The organism is Bradyrhizobium sp. CCBAU 51745, assembly GCF_028128715.1.
GTDB lineage: Bacteria > Pseudomonadota > Alphaproteobacteria > Rhizobiales > Xanthobacteraceae > Bradyrhizobium > Bradyrhizobium manausense.
Window position 1 is genome coordinate 347,957 of sequence record NZ_LBJP01000003.1, and the last position, 21,397, is coordinate 369,353.

The following is a 21,397-nucleotide window of genomic DNA, read 5'->3' on the forward strand; positions in this document are numbered from 1 at the left end:
CGGCCCGAGGCTAGGGGAGAGAGACGAAGGACCCGTAAATGCAGGTGGTGTTTCAGGCCTTAACGGATCGCCGCTTGCGCATCAAAGGACAGCTCAAGACTAACATATGTTAATGGCAGGGAGCTCCGCAGCACACTGGTACGTCTTCCCTGCCGACAAAATCACGAATCTCGCACGCCGAGCCTATTCAAATCGAAGCTCCGCCATCGTTTGTCATTGTCGCGACGCGCACGAAACCCAGCCAGTGTGCCGTGGGTCCAGCCGGGCTTGATGCCGGAGAGCCCGCGCGTCGCGCCGGATGCGCTTTCTCGGTGGTGGGGGGAGTGAGGCTTCCGCTACGTCGTCGTCGAATGCGCCTGCCGCTCCGTCCGACCGAAATTCGACAAGGGCGAGCGTCGCCTTTCATCCTTGGCAGCGATCCATACCTGCACGTCCTTTGGCTTGGCCAGATACGGCGCTGACGTCACCAGGACATCGCTGCCGGCCTCTGCATAGGCTGCAGCATTGGCTGCATTGACGCCGCCGGCAGCAGCGATGATGGGGCGTTCGCGTGTATAGGCCATCGACGCCATGCGTTTGACCAACGCAGCGACCTCGGCTGGCGAAAACCTCTCCGCCTGGATCACGTCGAAACCGGCGACCGCGGCGGCAAGGGCCGCATCGGCCGTCTTCACCTCGATCACGAGTTTCTTTTCTGGCGCGGCCCGGCGTAATCGTTCGACCGCCTGAAACAGCGGCAGCTCGCCGAGAAACGCGCGGTGCTCGGGAAACACCAGCACGGTCTCGGACAGGCCGAGCCGATGCATCACGGCGCCGCCGGCCTTCACCGCCGCGACGGCAAAGCGCTTGGTACCCGGCACGTTCTTGCGGGTGCAGGCGACCGGAATCTGCGGCGCCACCGCCCTCGCCGCGTTGACGATGGCGCGGGTCTCGCTGGCGACACCCGACCAGATTTCGATCAGGGTCTGCGCGACCTTCCAGCTCCGCAGCAGGCCGGCGGCCGGCCCGCGTGCCTCGAGGATCGGCGCGCCCTGCTCCAGCGTCGCGCCGGATGAAGCGAACAGCTCAACCTCGCAGCCGGCGAGCGCGATGATCGCGGCGGCATCCTCGACGAGCGCCAGGACCATCGATGCGCGCGCGACAAACCGCATGACGCCATCGATCGCACCGATGCCAAGCGCCTCGGTGGTGAGGTCGCCGTAAGGCACATCATCTTCCAGCAGACGCTCGAGCTCGGCACGCGATGCAACGGTTGCCATGGCCCGCTTCCTTTCATTGGTGTCGGCTTGCCGACGACTTTGTCGCAAACCCGACACGGATCGTCGGCGCTTCCGCCGCAAGGGACAGGAAGTTGCGCTTTTGACGATCAATTCTGCAAGGCGCGCACCAAGCACCGCCTGCCCTATCCGGCACGCCGATTGCTGAGCCCGTAACGGCCGGCGCCTCGCGGCAATCGGGCTCGCGCGGGGGCGGCCACCGTCCGCTGGAGTTCATCATGAGACTGTTTCGCAAGATCGCCGTCGCCACAGGCTTGCTACTCGCATGCGCCGAGGCGCAGGCTGCACAGACCAACGTCGCCGTGGCCGCCAACTTTGTCGATGCCGCGAAGGAGATCGCCGCCATCTTCAAGCAGAAGACCGGACACGAGTCGCGCTCAACTTGTCAGCATTGCTGCAAAAAGATTCCGTCGCACTTGCCCGCTTTCTCAGCCGTTTCGCGGATTTTACCATCGCAATGCGCGGCAGGCACAAAAACGAGATTTCCGCCTTGATCCAGCGCAAATCGAACAAGCTTCTTTTTGCGACCGATCCGAATGGCGCTCACACGTGCTGCCCGCCGTTGATCGGTACTTCCGCACCTGTGACATAGCTCGCCGCATCCGAGCATAGGAAGAAGATCACTTTCGCGACCTCATCCGGCGTACCGACACGATGCAGCGGTATGATTGGCGCCAGCCTGGCTTCGGTCTCCGGCGACAGGATGTCCGTCTTGATCTCTCCGGGGGCGATCGCGTTGACGCGAATACCGAACGGCGCATAGTCGTGCGCCATTTCGCGGGTGAGGCAGGCGAGCGCTGCCTTCGAGGTCGCATAGGCGGTGCCGGCGAACGGATGCACCCGGGAGCCCACGATCGAGGTGACGTTGACGATCGCGCCGCTGGCGCACTTCAGCTCGTCGACCAGGCCCTGCGCGAACAGCACCGGCGCAAGCAGGTTGACGTGGAACACGCTCATCCAGGTTTCGACCGGCGTCGTCAGCGAATTCAATCGCGTACCATCGGCGGCCTTGGGCGAGATGCCGGCATTGTTGATCAATGCATGTAACGGGGCACCGTTGAGCCGCTCCTTGATCTCGGCCACCGCGCGCGGCAGCGCGCGATGGTCGCTCAACTCGACCTGCACATGGTTGTCCGCCCCCGAATCCCATGGACACAGAGCACCGTCGAAGGGCTGGCGGGAACAGGTGACGATCCGCCAGCCGGCCTCGGAGAACAGCTTTCCCGTCGCGTGGCCGATGCCCCGGGACGCACCGGTCAGCACCAGCGTCTTCCGCTCGCCAGCTTGCGCGCGCGACTTGTCACCGTGGAACGGGCACAGCGCGACGTCGGATGCCGGCGGGCCAGCCGGCGCAGCATTGCGATCCAGCAGATCAAGCGTCACGGAAGCTCCTCACAGCGCCCGACGGGACGCAAGTACAATAACGACGCGGGGAAGTTTGCAGGAATTGGGCCACCGGCGGCCACCCAATCGCTGAGGTTTTCGCTGATTTGTGTCGGCTTCGCGACACGCTGCAGGATTTGCAACATGCGCGCGTGCGCTTTCGGACCAAGCGGCGCGGTCGCTGCGTTCTTCTCCTTTGTCAATGTTGGCCGGCAGTTGAGGGGCGGTTTTCAAGCGTTCTAAATGGCCCGGCTCTTGCTCCTTCCGTTGCAAGCTCGATGTGCCTCGCTGCACCTTCCCTGCAAACGCGGTTTCAGATGCTCCAGCCGAATGACTACCAGCTCTTCGCCGTTATCCTCGGCACCAACGAGATCGCATCTGCAGTCGCCATCCGACTCGTGCGCGCCGGATATTGCGTTGTGCTGTCCCACGATCCCGACCCGCCGGTGATCCGACGCAAGATGGCGTTTCATGATGCCCTCTTCATCGATACCATGCAGGTCGAGGACGTCGTCGCCGAGCGCGTCGACGGCGGCGTACAGGTCTATCAGGCGCTACGCCGGCCGGCGCAGGTCATGGTCACCTGGCTCGGGCTGCTCGATCTGCTGCCGGTTCGTCACATCGACCTGCTGATCGACGCGCGCCTGCAGAAGCGCCGGATCACGCCCGACCTCAGGCGGCTCGCCCGCCTGACGATCGGGCTCGGCCCCGGCTTCTCGACCAACTTCAATTGCGACGTCGCGGTGGAGACGAGGCCCGGCAAGATCGGGCTCGTGACCGACACGCGCTGGACCGATGCGGCCGATGGCGTAGCAAGTTCGCTGGGCGACGTCGGCGCGGAACGCTTCGTCTATTCGCAATTCGCGGGACGCTGGCACACGCCGATCGAGATCGGCACCCGCGTCTACCGCGGTCTCGTGCTCGGCCATCTCTCCGGTGCTCCGCTGCTCGCGCCGCGCGACGGTATCTTGCGCGGCATCGCCCGCGACGGCAGCGATGTGCCGGCCGGCGTCAAGTTGCTCGAGATCGATCCGCGCGGCCGCGATGCCCAGTGGACCGGAACGGACGACCGCGGACGCGCCATCGCCAACGCCACCATCGCCGCCGTCAGGCTCCACGCCACACGACGCGTCACGCAGCGGAATCCGGCATGATCGTCTGTTCCTGCAACATCATCAGCGATCACGACATCAGGGACGCGGTCGTCGCGACGGACGACGCACTGTTTTCGCCCGCTCAGGTCTACGACTGCCTGGGATGCACCGTCAGGTGCGGACGATGCTCGCAATCGGTAAGACGTATCATCGATGAGTTGCCGCCTCGCGACATGCGATGCACGAAACACCCGAACTCTCTACCGGCGTCGTCCTCACCCGGCGCGATCTTCACCTAACCGACGAACTTCGCTTGCTGCCAGGTCGAGCAGTTCGTTCAATTTGGACAATTCGGGCGCTCCGAGTGCCCTTTCGACGTCTTTGCGCGCCTTACGCCAAAGAGGAAAAGCCTTTTGCAGGACCGCCTGTCCCTTCTTTGTGATGCTCACGACGCGGACCCGGCTGTCCGCTGCATCAGGTGCGTCCGCAACCAATCCTTCCCCTTTGAGCGGCTTTAGATTTCGATTGAGCGTCGTCGGATCAACGCCTGCTTGCTCCGCGAGACTGCCGATCGACAAGCCGCCACGATCCGAGGCCGCGGCTCCAAAAAGATAGGCGAGCAATCCAAATTGATTTGCCGTCAGGCCAGCCTCGGCCAGGACATGATCATAGAGTTGCGTGATGTGGCGGGACGCGCGCCTGATCCGAAGGCAAGGACAAGCCATGACTTCGCGCAGGTCCTTCAGAGCGTCCATTCTGCTCCTGCTCTGGCAAGGTTCGGCCGGCGGCCACTTCTATCACTGTATATACATACAATGTAAACGGATCAAGGACGCGAGCTCGTCGCGCCTCTGAGATCACGCAGCGAAAACCACCCGGACCGTCATCGCAGCTTAGAGATGGAGCAGTGAGTTGGCGACCTCGGCCGGTTTGTCGATTTGCGGCCAGTGTCCCGCCATCAATGGAGCAATCTCCGCATTCGAGAAAAGCCCCTTCAAGTGTTGCGCGACGCCTATGTTAAGATACCGATCTCCGGCGCCCCAAATTAGCCGGACAGGAAACTCAACACCCGCCAACTCGCCCTTGCGTCGTTCATTTTCCGCGACCGAGCGACGGAGATCACCAGTCAGCGCAAGGAAGGCGGGCCCCGCTCCGGGCGTCGCCGCAAACTGTTCGCGCATGATCGACAGCAGCTTTGGACCTGCAAGCCCGCGCAATTCTTCCGGCGCATCGCGCGTGAATTGCCTGCCCTGGAATCCAGCAAGCCACAGCAGCTGCGCCGGCTCATCGATGAGCGCCCGACCTATTTCTCGATGCTCCGGATCAGCGAACAGCCGGATCATCTCAGGAAAGCGCAGCGTCGGCGCGGAGTCATAGTAGACATTCATCAAGGCGATACCGGCAACCTTCTCCCGGTTATCGAGAGCCCAGTTGATCGCTGTGGGGCCGGACGCATCGTGGGCGACGAGCACCACCTTGGACAGACCTAGACCTTCGACGACGGCATCCAGATCACCCACCATGCTGTAGGCCGAATGCAGGTACTCACTCGGCTTGTCGGATTTGCCATAGCCTAAGAAATCGAATGTGACCACGCGGCGGCCGGCTGCCGCAAGTTTGGGAGCCACCTCATCATAGATCTGCGAATTGTCAGGGAAACCGTGCATGAGCACAAACGCAGGCGACTCGCCGGCATGGTCGCGGACGTACAGCTCGTGCCCGCTGCGCGAGACGCGGCGCTCGGTGTATTCCATTCCCAGAATCGACGATGCGCCCATCACGACTCCCTTTTTCATATTACCTGTATATACAGTTAAACTCTTCGATCTTGATGTCAAGCGGCCGGGCGCGGTGGTTCAATGAACCGGGGTCAGGCCTCCAGCACCACCGGCAGTCGGAACGCGGTGAAGAGCTTCTGGGCGAGCGGCTGCATGAACATCGTCATCGCCACGATCCCGCTCTTGTCCAGCGCTAGGAGCTGGATGGAGTGGGCGTTCCAGCGCCCTTCAGCGCCGAGCGAATAGAGGGCGAACGCCGGCTGCAGATTTGCGCCGACCGGCACGAGCCTGAAGCCGCGATAGGCGGGCCAGACGGCTCCGAAAAAATCCGCGATCGAGCCGCGGCCCCGATACCACTCCCGCCAGGGAGGCATCGAATAGACGGCGTCTTCCCTCAGGAGCGAAACGAACCGCTCCAAATCGGCGCTTTCCCAAGCCCGCACGTAGCGCTCGAGCAGGCTCCGCTGTTGTTCATCGGCGATCGGCGTCCGTCGGGCCTCCCGGTCGAGCGTGGCCAGCTTGGCCCGCGCCCGCTGCAGGGCGCTGTTCACCGAGGCCACCGAGGCGTCGAGCACCGCGGCGGCCTCGATTGCCGACCAGCCCAGGACGTCGGCCAGCAGAAGTGCAGCGCGCTGGCGCGGCGGCAATTGCTGGATCGCTGTGATGAAAGCGAGCCTGACCGACGCGCGCAGTTCGTAGCGGACATCGGGCCCCGCGGCGGGGTCCGGCAGGCTCTCCAGCTCGGCGTCGGGATAGGGCTCGATCCACAGCGTCTCGGCATCAGGCCGTCCCTGCGGCCTCCGGGTCGACGGACCATCCAGTTGGTCGGGCATCGTCCGGCCACGCTTCGAACGGCTCGCCATGTTGAGAGCCACGTTCGTCGCGATCCGGTAGAGCCAGTTCTTGATCGAAGCGCGCGCCTCGAAATCGTCGAAGCCCCGCCAGGCCCGCAGCATGGTCTCCTGGACCGCGTCCTCGGCCTCATGAAGGGATCCCAGCATGCGATAGCAATGCAGCTTGAGCGCGCGGCGATGCGCTTCGGCCACGCGGGCGAGGTCCGCTCGGCTCGGCGGCGCAGCGTTTGGAGAATTGACCGGCGTGTTGTCTCTCATGACGATACCATTGAATTGGTAGCGGGCGTAGCCGTTCAGGGCGGCTTGCCCGAGCTCCGTCTCCGGCATGACACGGGAGGGGGCGAGTGCGACGAAACGGATGCCGAGCTCGCGGCGATCGGATTCGGCCTGGCAATATTTGGCAATGAACATCTGCATGCGCTTGGCGCCGGCGTAGCCACCCGAGATCGGCGATCCGCCGAGGCCGGCCCCGCTGGAGATGATCACCACGACCGCGCCGGGCGCAAGCGGCGACGTGAGTGCCTCACGGCAGAACAGGAAGGCCATCTTGGTGTCGACGTCCCAATTCACGCCGAATTCGGCCCAGCTGAGTTCGTGTATCGGGCGGACCGGCGGGATGGCCCCGCCGCAGATCACCAGCAGATCGGGCACCGTCTTGGCGAAGACCTGCTGCGGCGCGGCGTCCGAAGCAGCGTCCAGCGCCAGCATGTCGACCCCGGGCGTTTCCCTTGCGAGCTCGCACAGACCGCGCGCTTGCCTCGCGACCGCCAGGACCTGCGCACCTTCGCCCGCAGCCCGCCGCACGATCTCGCGGCCAACGCCGCGGCTGGCGCCGAGCACGACCACCTGCTTGCCTTGCAACAATCCGCTTTCCGACGACATGGCTGAAATCTCCCAAGCGTGCCAAACCTCAGTGCAGATAGGCGTCGATGTGGATCTTGCCGGTGGCCAGGTTCGCGTAGCCTGCGCCCCAGGCCGGTCGTGCGTTGACCCAGGCATAGGCGGGGGCGGCCGTGGTGAGATCGATCTTCACAGCCAGGTCGACGATCGGCTCACGCTCGCGCGGCGTTCCGACGCCATCGGCGGAAAACGCAATGCGGCTGCCATCCTCGGTCTCGATCGTCGCGCGGAGATCGAGCTCCCTGCGGCCGTCCGCACGGACACGTAGATAGTCGATGCCGCGGATCGTGCCCGTCACGCGACCTTTGATCAATCCTGTGAGCGTGACGTCGAATTGAGCGCCGTGCAGCGGCACACTCTCTTGTCCGGCTAACACGGCCTGCATGTTCGCGCCGTATTCAATCACACTCATGATGTCGAGGTCGTATTCGAAGATCTTTTCGGAGCTCATGGCTTTTCTCTTTCTTCGGGTTCGCCCTTCAGTCGACGATCAACCCGCCGGTCAGGTTTGCGACTGTTCCGGTCATGCCGCTGCCGCGGTCGGAGGCCAGGAAGGCCGCCATTTCTGCCACCTCGGAAACCTTGCTCGAGCGCTTGCGATGCGTGAGGCTTTCGATGAAGCCCAGGAACTGCTCGCGGGGGATGCCCATCGCGTTGGCATGCAGCCCGAACACGACGCCAATCGTCTCCGTCTCCGGCATGCCGGTCGAGCGCAGGCATATCGCGCGGATACCTCTCGCGCCGAACTCGGCGGACAGGTTGCGGTTAAAGGCTTCCATCGCGGCCCAGGCAGGACCCATTCCTCCGACCAGCGCCGCGCCGAGCTTCGCCGGTTCAGGGGTGTGCATCAGCAGCACACCGGAGCCTTGCTCGGCCATCCGCCGTGCCGCCGCCCGCGCCGTCAGGAAGTGCGATCGCATGTAGGCGGTGATCGGCGCGGTGAAGCTGTCGACCGACAGCCGGGCAATCGGGATCCCCTGCGTTCCCGGCTGCGGAATCGGCGTGATGGCGTTGAAAGACACATCTAGCCGCCCGGTGGCCTTAAGGACTGCGGCCACGTGGCTTTCCACGGCCTCTTCGTCCAGAGCGTCAACCCGAAAGGCCGTTGCTGTTCCGCCTGCGGCGACGATCTCCCCCGCCACCTGCTCGACCTTGCCGAGCGTGCGGCCGGAGAGGAAGACCCTGGCCCCTTCGCGGGCAAAGGTCCGCGCCACGGCGCCCCCGATGGCCCCGCCGGCGCCGTAGATGACCGCTGTCTTGTTTTCGAGAAGCATGAGGAGTCCTTTCCATCTCGAGTTCGGTGCGGCGGGCCGGTTCGGCCACCGTCATCGCTCGTAGAGACCCTCGGCACCCCCAGGACTCATCGGGGTCAGCGAAAAATGTTCGGGCCTGCGGTGTTCGCGCGATGGTCGTCGCGCCGGCATTCGCTTGCGCAACAATGTCGCGAAGCGACAGCGGGCCTCACGCCGCTCGCGTATAGGTCGTGATGATCATGTAGTCCTTGCGCGGACCCGACACGACGTGGCGAATGGCGAAGCTGCCTTCGGGGCGAAAGGTGTAGGTCGACTGATAACGATCGAAATGACACAGATGGTCGGCGCTTCCGGTCCATACGCCGTCATCCGACCCAGCGAGTTCGATCGCATGGAAGAGCCGTGATGGGGTCTCCTTGAAGAAGACGTCGAATCCGCGGCCGTGCTCGCGGAAGACGTATTCGCGCTCGGCCTCGAGTTCTGTGCCGGTCAGGAGCTTCAACCGTCCCTGTTCGCGATAGGCGAGACCGTCCGGGTCCAATGGCGTGAAGGTCGCAAGACCCTGCATGCTCCCCTGCCCCGCGATGAGCCTGGTGAACGACCAGGCGCCGATCAGCCGCTTCATCACCTCGGAGGCATCACCCCAACCGTCGGTCACAGTTCCGTTCCTATCCCTCGGACCCTAGCCTACCGGCGACGCGTTCGACTCTCCCGGCCAGTACCTATATCTTAAGGCAAACGCGTGTCGATGCAGCGAGCAAGGGATGGCCAGGAGAGCCCCGACCGAAGCGGATGCCGACGACCTGCCCCGCTATTTCGTCTGGGTGCGCGGGCTCGAAGGGCCGGAGCCGCAGAAATGGGTGGCCATGGATTTTGGCGTGGGTGACTGGAAGCGGGAGCAAGTGCTGGCCTGGCTGGAGCTGCCGATGGACGAGCGGCGCCTGCCGCTGTCGATGCTGGCACGGCGCTATCCGCCGCCGAAGGTAGAGACGTTGTAGAGGCGTTCGCCGAAATGCACGCCGGCATCGCTTTCTCAGCCGCCCACTGACCCGACGAGATCCAGGAGCTTGCCCGGGCATTTCTTTCGCCGACTGTGGCCTGGTTCATAGACGGCCCGAGCGAAACAGCGCCATCCTTATTGCTACCTCAGCGCGTTAACAGGCAAATTACATCCAGTATTTGATAGTGCGTCTATCGATTGAATTCAGAGGATGCCACCCTGTCAGGGCTTGAAGCATCCCCGAACGGAATTTCGGAGCGGCCCATGACCCACCATGATGGAATGCCGCACGGCAGTCCTGCGGCACCGGACCATCCGCAGGCTGATCGGAGTACGACTGCACCCGGCGCGCGGGCGCCGCGCAAGCTGGTGCTTTTCGCCGATGGCACCGGCAACGCCTTCACGACCCAGGAGTCCAGCGTCTGGCGGCTTTATGAAGCGCTCGACCACACCCAGCCCGACCAGATCGCCTATTACATCAAGGGTGTCGGCACCGCCGGCTGGGCACCTCTCGCCGCGCTCGATGGCGCCACCGGCATCGGCGTTCCGGCCAATGTTCGCAAGCTCTATCGCTTCCTGTGCTGGAACTGGCGGCCGGGCGACGAGATCTACATCTTCGGCTTCAGCCGCGGCGCCTTCACCGCGCGCACGCTGGCGGCCATGATCGCAAGCCAGGGTCTGGTGCCGGCGGTGATCGGCGACGAGCCCGTCTCGCATGCCGAGATGGAGCGTAACGCCATGTCCGCATGGCGCGAATACCGCCGCGAGACGGTGCCCTGGAAGCAAAGCCTGCCGACGATGTGGATCGCGCGCCTGATCCGGGACATCGTCCTGTACGTCTATCATTTGATCTGCGGACACCGCTCCTACACCAAAGTCCGCGCGGCGATGAACGGCCGCAAGGACGTCAATATCGACTTCCTTGGACTGTTCGACACGGTCGAGGCCTTCGGCGTCCCGATCGAGGAGCTGCGCGTTGCGATCGACTGGGCGATCTGGCCGATCTCGTTCCGTAACCACCGGCCTTCACACAAGGCAAAGCACATCTGTCACGCCCTTGCGCTCGACGACGAGCGCACCACCTTCCATCCGCTGCGGATCGACCAGTCTCATCTCGCGGCCGATCAGACGGTCAAGGAGGTATGGTTCGCCGGCGTCCATTCCGACATCGGCGGCGGCTATCCGGACTGCACATTGTCCTTCGTTCCGCTGGTCTGGATGGTCGACCAACTCGGCAACCAGCTTCGCTTCCAGAAGGGCACCGTCGAGCATTTCAGGGACTATCAATCGGCGATCGGGCCAATGCATGATTCCCGCAGCGGCGCGGCGGTGCTGTACCGCTATGGCCCGCGTCCGGTCCTGGCGGGCAAGGCCAACGGCGGCACGCCTGTGGTGCATTTCGCCGTGGTCGAGCGCATGCTGCACGGCTGCGACGACTATGCGCCGATCATGCTTCCCGCCGACGCGAGGGTGCTGATGCCCGATGGCACCAAGCTCGACCTCACCGACGAGGGGACGCGCGAGGCGATGAAAGGCGCCTATCTGGCGAAGGCCAGGGGATCGCGACGGCAGAAGGAAGCCGAGGCGTTCACCGCGATGAGCATGCCCGACGCCGAAATGGCCTCGCTCACGCGCGACACCGTATGGTGGCGGCGCGTCGCCTATTTCGCCCTGCTGTTCATGGTCGGCGTGATCGCCGCCTGGCCGTGGATCTCTTATCCGCTGGTGCAATGGTCCAAACAACCGGTGGGCCATGAGGGGATCTCCCTCATCGCGAACATCGACTGGGTGCTGGGAGCCGTGGTGGCTCCGTTCGCCAATCTCGTCAGGGCCGTGATGCCGTCCTATGCGGCACCCTGGCTCGACATTGCGATCTATTATCCGTTCATGACGTCGATCGTGGGCGCTCTGGCCTGGTGGATCTGGAACAAGAATTCGGAGCTGCGTGACACCATCCAGGAACGCGCGCGCCTCGCCTGGAATACGCCCCGCCGCAAGGCGAGCCTGAGCCATATCGATAAGCCGGGCCCGCTGTTGAGGTTCGGCCATTGGATGCGGACCAATGCCGGACCGGCAGGCCTCGTCATCACCAAGGGCCTCGTGCCGGCCATCTTCCTGCTCACGATTTTCGGCTCGACGGCTCTGATCCTGTCGAACAGCCTGTTTACCGGCCGCGTCGCGCTCGGAAAGGTCTGCACCGCAAGCCAGGATGCTGCCGGATCGCCTCAGATCGGCACGCCGGTGCGTGACGACCCGACCGATGCGATCGCGCTGTTCGATACCAGGACGTTCTGCTGGTGGAGCGGGCTCGCGGTCGAGAAAGGCCGCAAATATCGCGTCTTCATCGATGTCAAGGAGCCCTGGTTCGACCGCACCACCTTGAGCGGAGCGAATGGCTTCCGGACGCATGGGCTGCGTCATACCATCGCTTTGCCCGAGCTGCGTCTGTATGCGGCAAACTGGTTCCAGCCTGTGGTTCGCATCGGGACGAAAGGAGTGATTGAGCTTCCCTTGCAGGCAATCAACGTGATCCCGGCCGACGCATTGCCGCGGCGGACCAAGCCGACGCTTCCTGCGGAAGACGATGTTGAAGGACGGGATCAATATCCTGTCAGCCTCGACGATATCGACCGGTTCAAGGACGAGCTGAAAACGCTCGGCAATTTCGAGCCGATCCCGCAGGACATGCTCGCGGATGCAGGGCAGGTCTGGCGGAACGAAGGGCTGACCGACCGCATCGTCGCCGAGTTCATCGCCCCCGACTCCGGCGAGCTGTTCTTCTATGTCAACGATGCGGTGCAGGTCTTTCCGCAGCTCCTGCCGGCATCGATGGTGCCGCCGTGGCTCATGGCGATCCAGGGCCCACCGGACCTGTTTTATCGCAACAACACCGGCACGGCGAAAATCTCCGTGCAGCGTCTGCCCGCCCCTGCGCTGCCCGCTGCGAAGACCACCTCGCCGCTGGCGAGCAAGTAGCGGCGGGCGAGTTGGGCAAACGAAGCCGTTGGGCTCTCGACGCATTGCTCCGTCCCCATGATTATGGGTGTCGCGCCCATCCTGCCGCCGCTAGACTGGCCGCACACGCCGCGGGGGACACGCGGCCGGGACCTTGATCATGACGGACCAGGACGAGACCGGTGAGGCCATCACCATCCTCCTCGTCGAAGACGACGCACCGACCTGCTGGCGCCTTCAGGACGCCCTGACCAAGGCTGGCTACGAGGTGCGCACCGCCGGCACGCTCGGCGAAGCTCGCAGCGCGCTTGCCGCCGGCGCGCCCCGCGTGCTGCTGACCGATCTGCGGCTGCCCGACGGCCATGGCGTCGAGCTGATCCGCGAGACCAGGCAGCGCTTTCCCAACACCGAGATCATGGTGATCTCGGCGCTGGGCGACGAGGAAAGCGTGATCTCCGCCATCACCGTCGGCGCCACCGGCTATCTGCTCAAGGACGCCTTCCCGACCGACATCGCGACAACCGTGCGCGACCTGGTCGCCGGACATTCGCCGATCTCGGCCTCGATCGCGCGCTTCATCGTGCGACGAACGCAGAATTCGGCCGAGCCGGCGCCGGGGCCGGTGCTCAACACCACAAAGCTGACGCCGCGCGAGATCGACATCCTCTGGGGCATCGCCAAGGGATTCAGCTACGCCGAAATCGCAAGCCACCTCGGTCTGTCCAGGCAGACCGTCCCCGGCCACATCAAGAGCATCTATCGCAAGCTCGAGGTGCACACGCGCAGCGAAGCGGTGTTCGAGGCCGTGCAGCAGGGCCTGATCAAGCTGTGAGCGAGGTCGCTGCGAAGGCGGTGATCATCAGGCACGGGCTGCGGCCCGCGCGCATTGTGCCCTATCTGCTGCTCCAGATACTGATCGTGATCGCCACCCTCCTCGGGCTGCGGCTGCTGCAGCCGCGCGACCCCGATGCTTTTGCCGTGAGCGAATTCTCACTGCGCGAGGCTGGCACGACACGGCCCGTGACGCTGCCTGAATTCACCGCGTCGCGCTATTCGCTCGCCGAGCCGCCGCTTTATTCGGGCAGCTTCGTGTTCAAGGCCGATGGCACTGACACGACCTGGTCGGTCTTCCTGCCACGCTTCAGCAACGGCGTGGAGGTCGCGATCAACGGCGTCGCGATCCTGGACTCCCGGCGCGATCCCACGGCCAACCGGCCCGACCGCAATACGCCGGAGATCGCGGTGATCCCGGCTTCGCTGCTGCACGAAGGCAGCAATGAGATCACCGTGCGGCTGTTCGTGTGGGGACCGCTGCGCGGCTTCCTCGACACGGTCTATGTCGGCCCGGACGCCGCCTTGCGGCCGGCCTACGAGACCCGCACGCTGCTGTTCGTCACGCTGCCCGTGGTATTCTCCGCCTGGCAATCGATCCTCGCCGTCATCCTCGCCATCATGTGGCTGATGCGGCGTCACGAGCCTGTCTATGGCGTGCTCGCGGCGGCAATGGTGCTCGGCGTCGTGCAAGCCTTCATCACGCCGGCGGTGCCACCAGCCGCCTCGTCCAGACTTGTCGCAGTGCTGCTCTCCTCCGCGCCGATCGAGAGCGCACTGATCGTGGCGTCAGCCGTGCTGTTCCTCGGCTGGCACTGGCCGCGTCATGGCGTGCTGCTGTTCGTGCCCGGGCTCATCGTGATCGCGGGCGGCCTCATCGCTGGTCCGCCACTGCCGCGCATTCTCTTCATGCTTCTGGGTATCCCCACGGTTGGATTGTGTCTGGTCCTGATGGCCGGCATCGCGGCCTACGCCGTGCTGCGACGACAGGACGTCGTCAGCTTCGCGCTTGGCTGCGCGGCGACCATCGTGCTGACCTGCTGGGCCCACGACATGCTGTCGGTGTTCGAGATCTTGCCCAACGAACGCACCTTCGTCTCGCGACTGTCCTATTCGGCGCTGCTGATTGCCATCGGCGCCGGCCTGACCTGGCGCTTCGCCCGGGCGCTGAACCAGGTCGACAGCTTTGCCGGCCAGCTCGTCGCACGCGTGCGCGAGGCCGAGGAACGGCTGAAAGCGAGCTTTGCCCGCGAGGAGGCGCGCGCCCGGGCCGCCGCGCTGGCCAACGAGCGCACCCGGCTGATGCGCGACTTGCATGACGGCCTCGGCGGACAGCTCATCAGCATCGTCGCGCTCTCCGAGCGCGGGCAAGACGGGGCGACCATCACGGACGCTGCGCGCGCCGCGCTGAGGGATCTGCGCCTGGTCATCGATTCCGTGGACGACATCGGCGGGGACCTCATGCTCGCGCTCGGTTCCTGGCGCGAGCGCGCGGTCATGCAGCTGCGGCCGCATGAGATCGCGCTTCATTGGCGCGTGGCAACGCCGCAGGGCCTGCCGCTGCACCCCGAGCTGCGGCCCTGGCACGTCATCCAGGTCGTGCGCATCCTGGACGAGGCCGTGACAAACGCGGTCAAGCACGCGGCTGCGCGCCACATCACCGTGACGGTGGAGATGCGCAACGACGGCCAGGGACCATATGGCGTCATCAGCGTCGCGGACGATGGCCGCGGCTTTATGCTTGGCGACGACGGCCAAGCTGCGGGTGCGGGCCAGACCGCGCGTGGCGTGCACAACATGAGAAGCCGCGCGAGACGTTGCGGCGCGGTGCTCGAGCTGAGCTCGGATGGATCGGGCACACGTGTACGGCTGCAATTGCCGCAGATTTTTCCCGACAATGATGCGGCCGGCGGCTGAAAAGCCCCTCCCCGGGCGCAGGGGACGTGCGGGGAGAGGGACCGGGCCGGGATGTAGGATTGCGAAGGACGGGGTTCGCTCGCAGCCCTTGGCCCGAAAGCAATCAACTCAATCCAACGAAGTCATCACCGCACGCCGACGCGATTGACCGGGCCGCCACGATTCATCGGCGTGCCGGCGCGAACACCGACACCCGGCGCGCCCACGCCGGGCGTCACCACGGCTGCAGCCGCGATCGGCGCTCCCGGTGCAACCACCACCGCCGCATCCGGTCGCACCACGCAGCCCTTGGGCACGCCGACCGTCTTGCAATAGACCACCGCCTGCGCCGGGCTCGTGCCCAGCGAAACCGTCGCCGCACCCGCCAGCATCATCACCGTCAACCCGGCGCTCAGCGCTCCCACTCTTTTCGACATTGTTGCTCTCCTGCTTCCCGTTCGGCGCCCTGGTGCAATCACCTGATCTTGCGGCCGACGTGCAGCCTCAATGGCAAAAGACTGATCACCAAGACATGCCATGAAGATGGGGGTGCGGCAGGCAAGCCTGCGAGCCGATGCCATGAACATGGCATGGACCGGCCATGGATCTCCGCGAGATGGTCCGCCCCGCTCGATCCCCAGCGGGACCACCGCAATTGCAAAGAGGTGCTTTATGAAGACTTCAATTCTTGCCGCGCTGCTGCTCGCCGCCGCTGTCCTGCCAGCCGCAGCGCAATCCAGCCCCACGCCGCAGGAGCAGATGGCCTGCCACGGCGATGCCAGCAAGTTCTGCGCCGAGCACATTGGCAAGCCCCCGGAGATGAATGCCTGCCTGCGCGAGAACAAGACAAAGCTTTCAGACGGCTGCCGCAAGGTGGTGGAGTCGCACGGCGGCTGACATATGTTGCGCAGGCGGCGGCTTACAGCCGCCGTCTCAATGCTGAGGGGAAGCATCGCATGCCGCTCCCGTGCGCGGCATCACACCCTAGTCGTCATCGTCCCCGAACAGCCGGATCTGCGGGAAGCCGCTGCGCGGCCGACCGGCAAAATCACGCGCCTCGGAATCCTCGCGGACGCTGCGCGCGACATCATCCCAATTGGTCTGGTCGCGCATGCCACGCGCATCGCGTTGTTCATAGCGACGACGCTCGGCCCAGCGCTCGCGCCGTTCCGCCCGGCGACGCTCGGATGCGGCGCGCCTGACGTCGGAATCCCTGGCCTTGGCATAGGCATTCTCCGGCGAGGATGCCGGCTCCGTCGAGGCCTGCTGCTCGGCGGGCTTTGTGGCTTGCGGAGACGGTGAAGGCGCGGGCTTGGGCGGCTCGGCTGCTGCGGTCTGCGCACGCGGCGGCACCGGCGGTTCGGCTTTGGCCTCGTTGGCCGGCGCTTCGGGCTTCGCGTCCGGCTTGGCTTCGGCCTGCGCCGGTGGGGCGACCATCGTACCGAATACCTGCGAACCCGTGAGGTATTGCACGCGCTCCGAGGGCGCGTTCGTCGTGGCCGGCGCGTTGGCCTCAGTGCGCTGTGCCACCTTGCTGGTGTCGGGCCCGTGCTTGGGCGCGATTGGATTCATGATGTTGCCGGCAACGATGCCGCCGCCGAGGCCAATAGCAATGGCAGCAACGATCGATCCGGCACCGACGAAATAAGCTGTCGAGGCGCGCATTGGCCCACTCCCTGTTTGGAGCGAGCAACGCGTTGGGATTGCCGGATGTTCCTGACAGACGCAGTTCCCTGGGAGGGAACGAGGTTAGATCTGCTGCGCGACCTTCTCCAGCCCGATGATGCGGGCGAGCTTGCGCACTTCTTCCTTCTGATCATCACGCAGCTGGAACAGCAGCGGCATCGCGGCAGACTTCAGCTGCTGGACCTCATCGCAATTCGGATCGATCTGCACGTTGGGCCCGTTGGGATTGGAGAGCTTGTTCGCCGAGATCTTCTTGACGACGTTGCGCAACGCGGTCTCGACCGAGGGCCAGTAATATTCCTGCGACGAGGACAGTTTCAGGCGATCCCGGATGCCGGCGATCTGCACGTCGGAGAGCAGGGAGTAGGTCTTTTGCAGCTGCGGCTTCGCGATCGGCTTCGGCTTTGCCGGTGCTTCGAGCGCGGCGGTGGCTTCTGCGGGAGCCGGCGCCTCCAGGGACGCAACCCTCGTCTCGCCGGACTTGGTCTCAAGGGCCTTGGTTTCAACAGCCTTGGTCTCAACGGCTTTCGGCATCGGGAAATCGGACGGCGCGGCTGCGGCAAAGGCCTGACGCAGCGGCTCGGTCAGTACCGGCGCCTGCGACAGCTTGTCGGCAGGAACCTGGACCGGGTCGATGGCGGCCGAGGCCAGCGCCAGGGTTGGAACCAGCCGGTCCGCCTTGGCAGCACGGTTGGTAGCAAGCGACTTCGACGGAGCCTGGGTGATCATTTCGGCACTGACACTGGGCACGCTATCGCGGCCGAGGATGGCAGTGGTGGCGGCACCAAGGACAAGGATGCAGGTCAGCACGGTGATGGTGATGGCTCTGGACAAACGTCTCTCCGGAAGGACCGCTTCACGATGTTGTTAGAGATGCCCGGCAAAAAGGCACGAATTAAGGCTTGAGTGTGCCTTTGCGGCGACAATCGGCTCGCCTCAGGCGACAAAGCCAAAAAGCTTCACGAAATCAGGCCGCTATGGCCAGATCGTAGGCATCCTGAATGTCGGCGACGATCTCGGAGGCCTCCCACACTGCGCGCGGCTCGACCGATTGCAGCGTCACCGTCCAATTGCCGCCCCGGCGGGTGCGGGGGACGCGGACGATGTCGAAGCGGACATTGCGGCAGAGCGGGTGACGGGCCAGCGCACGGGCGACGCGGACGCGGATCTCGTCCAGCGTGGCTGATGTCTTGCTGTTGAGAATATCGAAATCCATCGCCTGTCCCTCTCGTCCTGATTGGCGGCCGTGAGGGGATTCTTGGCGGGCGATGGTTAATCTGCCGTTAAATGCGGACCTGCGGAGCCATGCGGGATTAACCGTGCTGGGCGGCGCGGGACGTTAGCGCTCCCTTGCGGCCCGGTACTCCGCGACCGTTCGCGCAACGAGGTCATCGACCGCCATCACGTCAGTGACTCCAGACGTCGAGTGACCGCCGCTCCAGATATCGCGCCAGCGCTTCGGCCTGATCTCGCGCGCGCCGACGTCGATGTCCTTGCCGATGTCGATGGCGCCACGCGCCGGCAGGTCATTGGGATCGAGCCCGGCCGCGATGATCGACGGCTTCAGCATGCTGGTCTGCAAGCCAGTGAACGCGGTGGTGAGCAGGATGTCGTCGGCGCTGCTCTCGACCAGCATCTGCTTGTAGCGGTCGTCCGCCATGCTCTCGCGCGTCGCGATGAATTTCGTGCCCATGTAGCCGAGATCGCAGCCGAGCACTTCGGCCGCATGCAGCGCGCGGCCATCGCTGATGCCGCCGGCGAGCACGACAATGCCGTCGTAGAACGCGCGCACCGCGCGGACGAAGGCGAACGGATTAAGCCAGCCGGTTTGTCCGCCGGCGCCCGCCGTCAGCAGCACCAACCCATCGGCGCCTGCGGCCGCTGCGCGCTCGGCGTGGCGGATCGAAGCAACGTCGGCCAGCACCAGGCTGCCTGCGTCATGCAGCGGCTTCAACACGGGTGCGGGCGAGCCGACCGAGGTGATGACGATCCCAGGCTTGTGCTTGAGCAGCACGGCGAGATCCTGCTCGAGCCGCGCGTTGGAGCGATGCACGATCAGGTTCGGACAGAGCGGCGCAGCCTTTCGGCCGGTCTGATCTTCGTGGTGCCGCAACCGCGTTGCGATCTCGGTGAGCCATTGATCGAGCTGTTCCGTGCTGCGGCAATTCACGGTGGGGAAGCTGCCGATGACGCCGCTCCGGCAAGCCGCGACCATCAACTCGACGCCCGACACCAGGAACATCGGCGCCGCGATCAGCGGAAGGCTGAGACGATCGCGAAAAATTTGCAGTCGATCGGACGTCACTCCCGCCTCCTCGTTCCATTCCGCATGCTCTGTGCTAGCGTCGCCGGCAACATTGGCACGCGAGAAGCCGATGACAAAGCAACGAGGAAACATATGTCCGATCCGCTCCACGCATCGTCCCCGACTTGTGCGCAGACGCTACGGGCGCTGGCGCGCTATCCCGGCCGCACCGCTTTCGCATGGCCCGGGGGATCGCTGAGTTATCAGGGCACGCTCGATCTGATCGGACGCATCCAGGGCGTGTTCATGCGGCTTGGTTTGCAGCCGGGTGCGCGCGTCGCGTTCCTCACCGCCAACCGTGCCGACACCTGGTGCGCCGGCGTTGCCGCGCAATTGTCGCGATGCTGCATCACCTGGCTGCATCCGCTCGGTTCTGAGACGGACCAGTTGCTTCAGCTCGAGGATTCCGAAGCCGAGGTCCTGGTGGTCGATGTGGCTGCCTTCCGCGATCGCGGCGGCGAGCTTGCCGCGAAGGCAAACCTGCTGAAGGCTGTCTTCACGATGGGACCGGCCGAGTACGGCGTCGATCTGCTGGCGGCGATCGAGAGCGCTGGACACGCCAGCGCGCGGTGCCTCGCAACTCTCGACGATCTCTCCACGCTGAACTACACCGGCGGCACCACAGGCAAGTCCAAGGGCGCGCTGCGCTATCACCGCGAGAACGCCGGCGCCGCCGGCGCGATCCTCGCCGATTTCGAGATCCCCGACGCCGCGCGCTACCTCACGGTGGCGCCGATCAGCCATGTCGCCGGCACCAAGGTGCTGCCGACGCTGATGCGCGGCGGCACCGTGCACATGCTGAAAGGTTTCGACCCCGAGGCCGTGCTGGCGACGATCGCGCGCGAGCGCATCAATTTCACGCTGTTCGTGCCGACCATGATCTATGTGCTGCTCGATCATCCCGCGCTTAATAAGACCGATCTGTCCTCGCTCGAGCTCGTGCTCTACGGCGCCTCGGCGATGTCGCCGAGCCGGCTCGTCGAAGGCATCGAGCGCATCGGCCCGGTGTTCTCGCAGCTCTACGGCCAAACGGAATGCTATCCGGTCTCGGTGCTGCGCAAGAAGGATCACGATCCCAGGACGCCGGAGCTGTTCCTGTCCTGCGGCTTCCCGATCGCGGCCTGCGAGGTCAAAATCCTCGACGACAACGACCAGGAGGTGAAGATTGGCGAAGCCGGCGAGATCTGCGTGCGTGCGCCGCACGTGATGGCGGAGTACTGGAAGCGGCCTGACATCACCGCCGAGACCTTGAAGAACGGCTGGGTTCATACCGGCGACATCGCGCGTCAGGACGAGCGCGGCTACCTGTTCATCCTCGATCGCAAGAAGGACATGATCGTCACCGGCGGCTTCAACATCTTTCCGCGCGAGGTGGAGGACGTGCTGTCGCAACATGCCGATGTCGCGATGGTCGCGGTCGTCGGCGTGCCCGACGAAAAATGGGGCGAGGCCGTCACCGCCATCGTCGTGCCGCGCGAGGGTACGAAGCCCGATCCGGACGAGCTGATCAACATGGTGCGGACGCGAAAGGGCTCGGCCCACGCGCCGAAGCAGATCCAGTTCGTCAAGCAACTGCCGATGACCGGCGTCGGCAAGGTCGACAAGAAGGTGCTGCGCGCCGGCTTCTGGAGCGGGCGGGACCGGATGGTGGGGTGATCTCCCTGATTGCAGCGACCGGTTCGGATGACACGCATTGCGCGAAATCCCGGGAGTCTTGAGCCCTTTCACCCGGGATTATACGGTGCTGTTGTGGCCTCGACACCACAATGCGCGGCCGAATGCGTGTCCGCGCGGCCTGCGCGATTGCCCGCGAATCGGGGAATCAACTAGACCGCTGATGGGGCTGGGAAGCGGAGTGGGACATGAGAGTCGCTTCCCTGGAAAGTGCAGTCGCCGCGGTCACGTTGATCACGGCTATCATCGTGGTGCTGTGGGAGATCAAGATCTTCTACGGATTGTGAACCGGCAGGATGCCACGTCGAAAATGACCAAGCATCCCTTCCGCGGCGGCGGAAGCCTGCCGTTCAATCGGCCCAGCAGCAACGGCAGTGCTTGCCGTGACGCTCACCGCTTCTCGATCACCGGACTTTACCACGCAACAGGTGTCATCGCCCGGCTTGACCGGTTGAATCCGCCCAGTACTCCGAGACGGTTGGGATGGAATCGATGGGCCGCGGCGTACTGG

21 protein-coding genes and 1 pseudogene are annotated in these 21,397 nt (G+C 64.6%); 9 read left to right on the top strand and 13 right to left on the bottom strand.

Going from position 1 to position 21,397, the window contains the following annotated elements; all coding sequences use genetic code 11:
* Nucleotides 1-335: 335 nt before the first annotated feature.
* Nucleotides 336-1,259 carry a ModD protein gene (modD, locus tag XH98_RS04325; RefSeq protein ID WP_271617884.1) on the bottom strand — a complete coding sequence of 308 codons (924 nt, stop codon included), beginning with the start codon at nucleotides 1,257-1,259 and terminating at the stop codon, nucleotides 336-338.
* 236 nt (nucleotides 1,260-1,495) lie between these two features.
* Here modD and XH98_RS40845 point away from each other — a divergent pair, with 236 nt between their 5' ends.
* Nucleotides 1,496-1,771, top strand: coding sequence for a hypothetical protein (locus tag XH98_RS40845; RefSeq protein ID WP_333931547.1), 276 nt, complete (start codon nucleotides 1,496-1,498; stop codon nucleotides 1,769-1,771).
* 49 nt (nucleotides 1,772-1,820) lie between these two features.
* Here the strand turns inward: XH98_RS40845 and XH98_RS04335 are convergent, their stop codons facing one another.
* A complete protein-coding gene (locus XH98_RS04335) occupies nucleotides 1,821-2,660 on the bottom strand; it encodes an SDR family NAD(P)-dependent oxidoreductase (protein WP_271603706.1) in 840 nt (279 codons plus the stop codon).
* 317 nt (nucleotides 2,661-2,977) lie between these two features.
* Here XH98_RS04335 and XH98_RS04340 point away from each other — a divergent pair, with 317 nt between their 5' ends.
* Nucleotides 2,978-3,814, top strand: coding sequence for a xanthine dehydrogenase (locus XH98_RS04340; protein ID WP_271617885.1), 837 nt, complete (start codon nucleotides 2,978-2,980; stop codon nucleotides 3,812-3,814).
* A pseudogene (locus XH98_RS04345) lies at nucleotides 3,811-3,972 on the top strand ((2Fe-2S)-binding protein); the annotation flags it as partial. The gene XH98_RS04340 and the pseudogene XH98_RS04345, both read left to right, overlap by 4 nt.
* Before the next feature lie 57 nt (nucleotides 3,973-4,029).
* On the opposite strand, the gene XH98_RS04350 reads toward XH98_RS04345, so the two are convergent.
* The 6 genes from XH98_RS04350 to XH98_RS04375 all read right to left on the bottom strand — a co-directional run bounded on the left by XH98_RS04350 (nucleotide 4,030) and on the right by XH98_RS04375 (nucleotide 9,197).
* Nucleotides 4,030-4,509, bottom strand: coding sequence for a MarR family winged helix-turn-helix transcriptional regulator (locus XH98_RS04350; RefSeq protein WP_271617886.1), 480 nt, complete (start codon nucleotides 4,507-4,509; stop codon nucleotides 4,030-4,032).
* A gap of 138 nt (nucleotides 4,510-4,647) precedes the next feature.
* Nucleotides 4,648-5,532, bottom strand: a complete 885-nt coding sequence (locus XH98_RS04355; protein WP_271617887.1) for an alpha/beta fold hydrolase — start codon at nucleotides 5,530-5,532, stop codon at nucleotides 4,648-4,650.
* 92 nt (nucleotides 5,533-5,624) lie between these two features.
* Complete coding sequence (locus XH98_RS04360) at nucleotides 5,625-7,232, bottom strand: RNA polymerase subunit sigma-70 (protein ID WP_271617888.1); 1,608 nt, start codon at nucleotides 7,230-7,232, stop codon at nucleotides 5,625-5,627.
* Between the two features lie 64 nt (nucleotides 7,233-7,296).
* Nucleotides 7,297-7,737 (bottom strand): DUF3237 family protein, encoded by a 441-nt coding sequence (locus tag XH98_RS04365; protein ID WP_271617889.1) that lies wholly within the window; start codon nucleotides 7,735-7,737, stop codon nucleotides 7,297-7,299.
* 28 nt (nucleotides 7,738-7,765) lie between these two features.
* Complete coding sequence (locus XH98_RS04370; protein WP_271617890.1) at nucleotides 7,766-8,560, bottom strand: SDR family NAD(P)-dependent oxidoreductase; 795 nt, start codon at nucleotides 8,558-8,560, stop codon at nucleotides 7,766-7,768.
* A 187-nt stretch (nucleotides 8,561-8,747) separates the two neighbouring features.
* Complete coding sequence (locus XH98_RS04375; RefSeq protein WP_271617891.1) at nucleotides 8,748-9,197, bottom strand: DUF6314 family protein; 450 nt, start codon at nucleotides 9,195-9,197, stop codon at nucleotides 8,748-8,750.
* 106 nt (nucleotides 9,198-9,303) lie between these two features.
* Here XH98_RS04375 and XH98_RS04380 point away from each other — a divergent pair, with 106 nt between their 5' ends.
* From XH98_RS04380 to XH98_RS04395, 4 genes are all read left to right on the top strand, one after another.
* Nucleotides 9,304-9,537: a hypothetical protein gene (locus XH98_RS04380; RefSeq protein ID WP_271603703.1), complete on the top strand. Its 234-nt coding sequence runs from the start codon at nucleotides 9,304-9,306 to the stop codon at nucleotides 9,535-9,537.
* A gap of 266 nt (nucleotides 9,538-9,803) precedes the next feature.
* On the top strand, nucleotides 9,804-12,515 hold the full coding sequence (locus tag XH98_RS04385) for a DUF2235 domain-containing protein (protein WP_271617892.1): 2,712 nt from the start codon (nucleotides 9,804-9,806) through the stop codon (nucleotides 12,513-12,515).
* A gap of 139 nt (nucleotides 12,516-12,654) precedes the next feature.
* Nucleotides 12,655-13,326: a response regulator transcription factor gene (locus XH98_RS04390; protein ID WP_271617893.1), complete on the top strand. Its 672-nt coding sequence runs from the start codon at nucleotides 12,655-12,657 to the stop codon at nucleotides 13,324-13,326.
* Nucleotides 13,323-15,242, top strand: coding sequence for a sensor histidine kinase (locus XH98_RS04395; protein ID WP_271617894.1), 1,920 nt, complete (start codon nucleotides 13,323-13,325; stop codon nucleotides 15,240-15,242). The genes XH98_RS04390 and XH98_RS04395 overlap by 4 nt, the downstream gene beginning before the upstream one ends.
* Before the next feature lie 125 nt (nucleotides 15,243-15,367).
* On the opposite strand, the gene XH98_RS04400 is transcribed toward XH98_RS04395, so the two are convergent.
* Nucleotides 15,368-15,658 carry a hypothetical protein gene (locus XH98_RS04400; RefSeq protein ID WP_271617895.1) on the bottom strand — a complete coding sequence of 97 codons (291 nt, stop codon included), beginning with the start codon at nucleotides 15,656-15,658 and terminating at the stop codon, nucleotides 15,368-15,370.
* Between the two features lie 235 nt (nucleotides 15,659-15,893).
* On the opposite strand from XH98_RS04400, the gene XH98_RS04405 reads away from it, so the two are divergent.
* The gene (locus XH98_RS04405) at nucleotides 15,894-16,118 is read left to right on the top strand and encodes a hypothetical protein (RefSeq protein ID WP_271617896.1); all 225 of its coding nucleotides are present in this window, start codon (nucleotides 15,894-15,896) and stop codon (nucleotides 16,116-16,118) included.
* A gap of 87 nt (nucleotides 16,119-16,205) precedes the next feature.
* Here the strand turns inward: XH98_RS04405 and XH98_RS04410 are convergent, their stop codons facing one another.
* From XH98_RS04410 to XH98_RS04425, 4 genes are all read right to left on the bottom strand, one after another.
* The gene (locus XH98_RS04410) at nucleotides 16,206-16,886 is read right to left on the bottom strand and encodes a hypothetical protein (protein WP_271617897.1); all 681 of its coding nucleotides are present in this window, start codon (nucleotides 16,884-16,886) and stop codon (nucleotides 16,206-16,208) included.
* Between the two features lie 84 nt (nucleotides 16,887-16,970).
* Entirely contained in the window at nucleotides 16,971-17,741 is a 771-nt protein-coding gene (locus XH98_RS04415; RefSeq protein ID WP_271617898.1) for a hypothetical protein, read from the bottom strand.
* A 133-nt stretch (nucleotides 17,742-17,874) separates the two neighbouring features.
* Nucleotides 17,875-18,123: a hypothetical protein gene (locus tag XH98_RS04420; RefSeq protein WP_057759616.1), complete on the bottom strand. Its 249-nt coding sequence runs from the start codon at nucleotides 18,121-18,123 to the stop codon at nucleotides 17,875-17,877.
* Between the two features lie 123 nt (nucleotides 18,124-18,246).
* Nucleotides 18,247-19,212 carry an NAD(P)H-dependent flavin oxidoreductase gene (locus tag XH98_RS04425; RefSeq protein ID WP_271617899.1) on the bottom strand — a complete coding sequence of 322 codons (966 nt, stop codon included), beginning with the start codon at nucleotides 19,210-19,212 and terminating at the stop codon, nucleotides 18,247-18,249.
* 93 nt (nucleotides 19,213-19,305) lie between these two features.
* Here XH98_RS04425 and XH98_RS04430 point away from each other — a divergent pair, with 93 nt between their 5' ends.
* A complete protein-coding gene (locus XH98_RS04430; RefSeq protein WP_271617900.1) occupies nucleotides 19,306-20,868 on the top strand; it encodes an AMP-binding protein in 1,563 nt (520 codons plus the stop codon).
* The last annotated feature ends 529 nt before the right edge of the window (nucleotides 20,869-21,397 follow it).

Bases quoted from the DNA above. Each gene is read 5' to 3' on its own strand.
- modD (WP_271617884.1), bottom strand. From the start codon at position 1,259: ATGGCAACCGTTGCATCGCGTGCCGAGCTCGAGCGTCTGCTGGAAGAT.
- XH98_RS40845 (WP_333931547.1), top strand. From the start codon at position 1,496: ATGAGACTGTTTCGCAAGATCGCCGTCGCCACAGGCTTGCTACTCGCA.
- XH98_RS04340 (WP_271617885.1), top strand. From the start codon at position 2,978: ATGCTCCAGCCGAATGACTACCAGCTCTTCGCCGTTATCCTCGGCACC.
- XH98_RS04350 (WP_271617886.1), bottom strand. From the start codon at position 4,509: ATGGACGCTCTGAAGGACCTGCGCGAAGTCATGGCTTGTCCTTGCCTT.
- XH98_RS04355 (WP_271617887.1), bottom strand. From the start codon at position 5,532: ATGGGCGCATCGTCGATTCTGGGAATGGAATACACCGAGCGCCGCGTC.
- XH98_RS04365 (WP_271617889.1), bottom strand. From the start codon at position 7,737: ATGAGCTCCGAAAAGATCTTCGAATACGACCTCGACATCATGAGTGTG.
- XH98_RS04370 (WP_271617890.1), bottom strand. From the start codon at position 8,560: ATGCTTCTCGAAAACAAGACAGCGGTCATCTACGGCGCCGGCGGGGCC.
- XH98_RS04380 (WP_271603703.1), top strand. From the start codon at position 9,304: ATGGCCAGGAGAGCCCCGACCGAAGCGGATGCCGACGACCTGCCCCGC.
- XH98_RS04385 (WP_271617892.1), top strand. From the start codon at position 9,804: ATGACCCACCATGATGGAATGCCGCACGGCAGTCCTGCGGCACCGGAC.
- XH98_RS04390 (WP_271617893.1), top strand. From the start codon at position 12,655: ATGACGGACCAGGACGAGACCGGTGAGGCCATCACCATCCTCCTCGTC.
- XH98_RS04400 (WP_271617895.1), bottom strand. From the start codon at position 15,658: ATGTCGAAAAGAGTGGGAGCGCTGAGCGCCGGGTTGACGGTGATGATG.
- XH98_RS04405 (WP_271617896.1), top strand. From the start codon at position 15,894: ATGAAGACTTCAATTCTTGCCGCGCTGCTGCTCGCCGCCGCTGTCCTG.
- XH98_RS04410 (WP_271617897.1), bottom strand. From the start codon at position 16,886: ATGCGCGCCTCGACAGCTTATTTCGTCGGTGCCGGATCGATCGTTGCT.
- XH98_RS04420 (WP_057759616.1), bottom strand. From the start codon at position 18,123: ATGGATTTCGATATTCTCAACAGCAAGACATCAGCCACGCTGGACGAG.
- XH98_RS04430 (WP_271617900.1), top strand. From the start codon at position 19,306: ATGTCCGATCCGCTCCACGCATCGTCCCCGACTTGTGCGCAGACGCTA.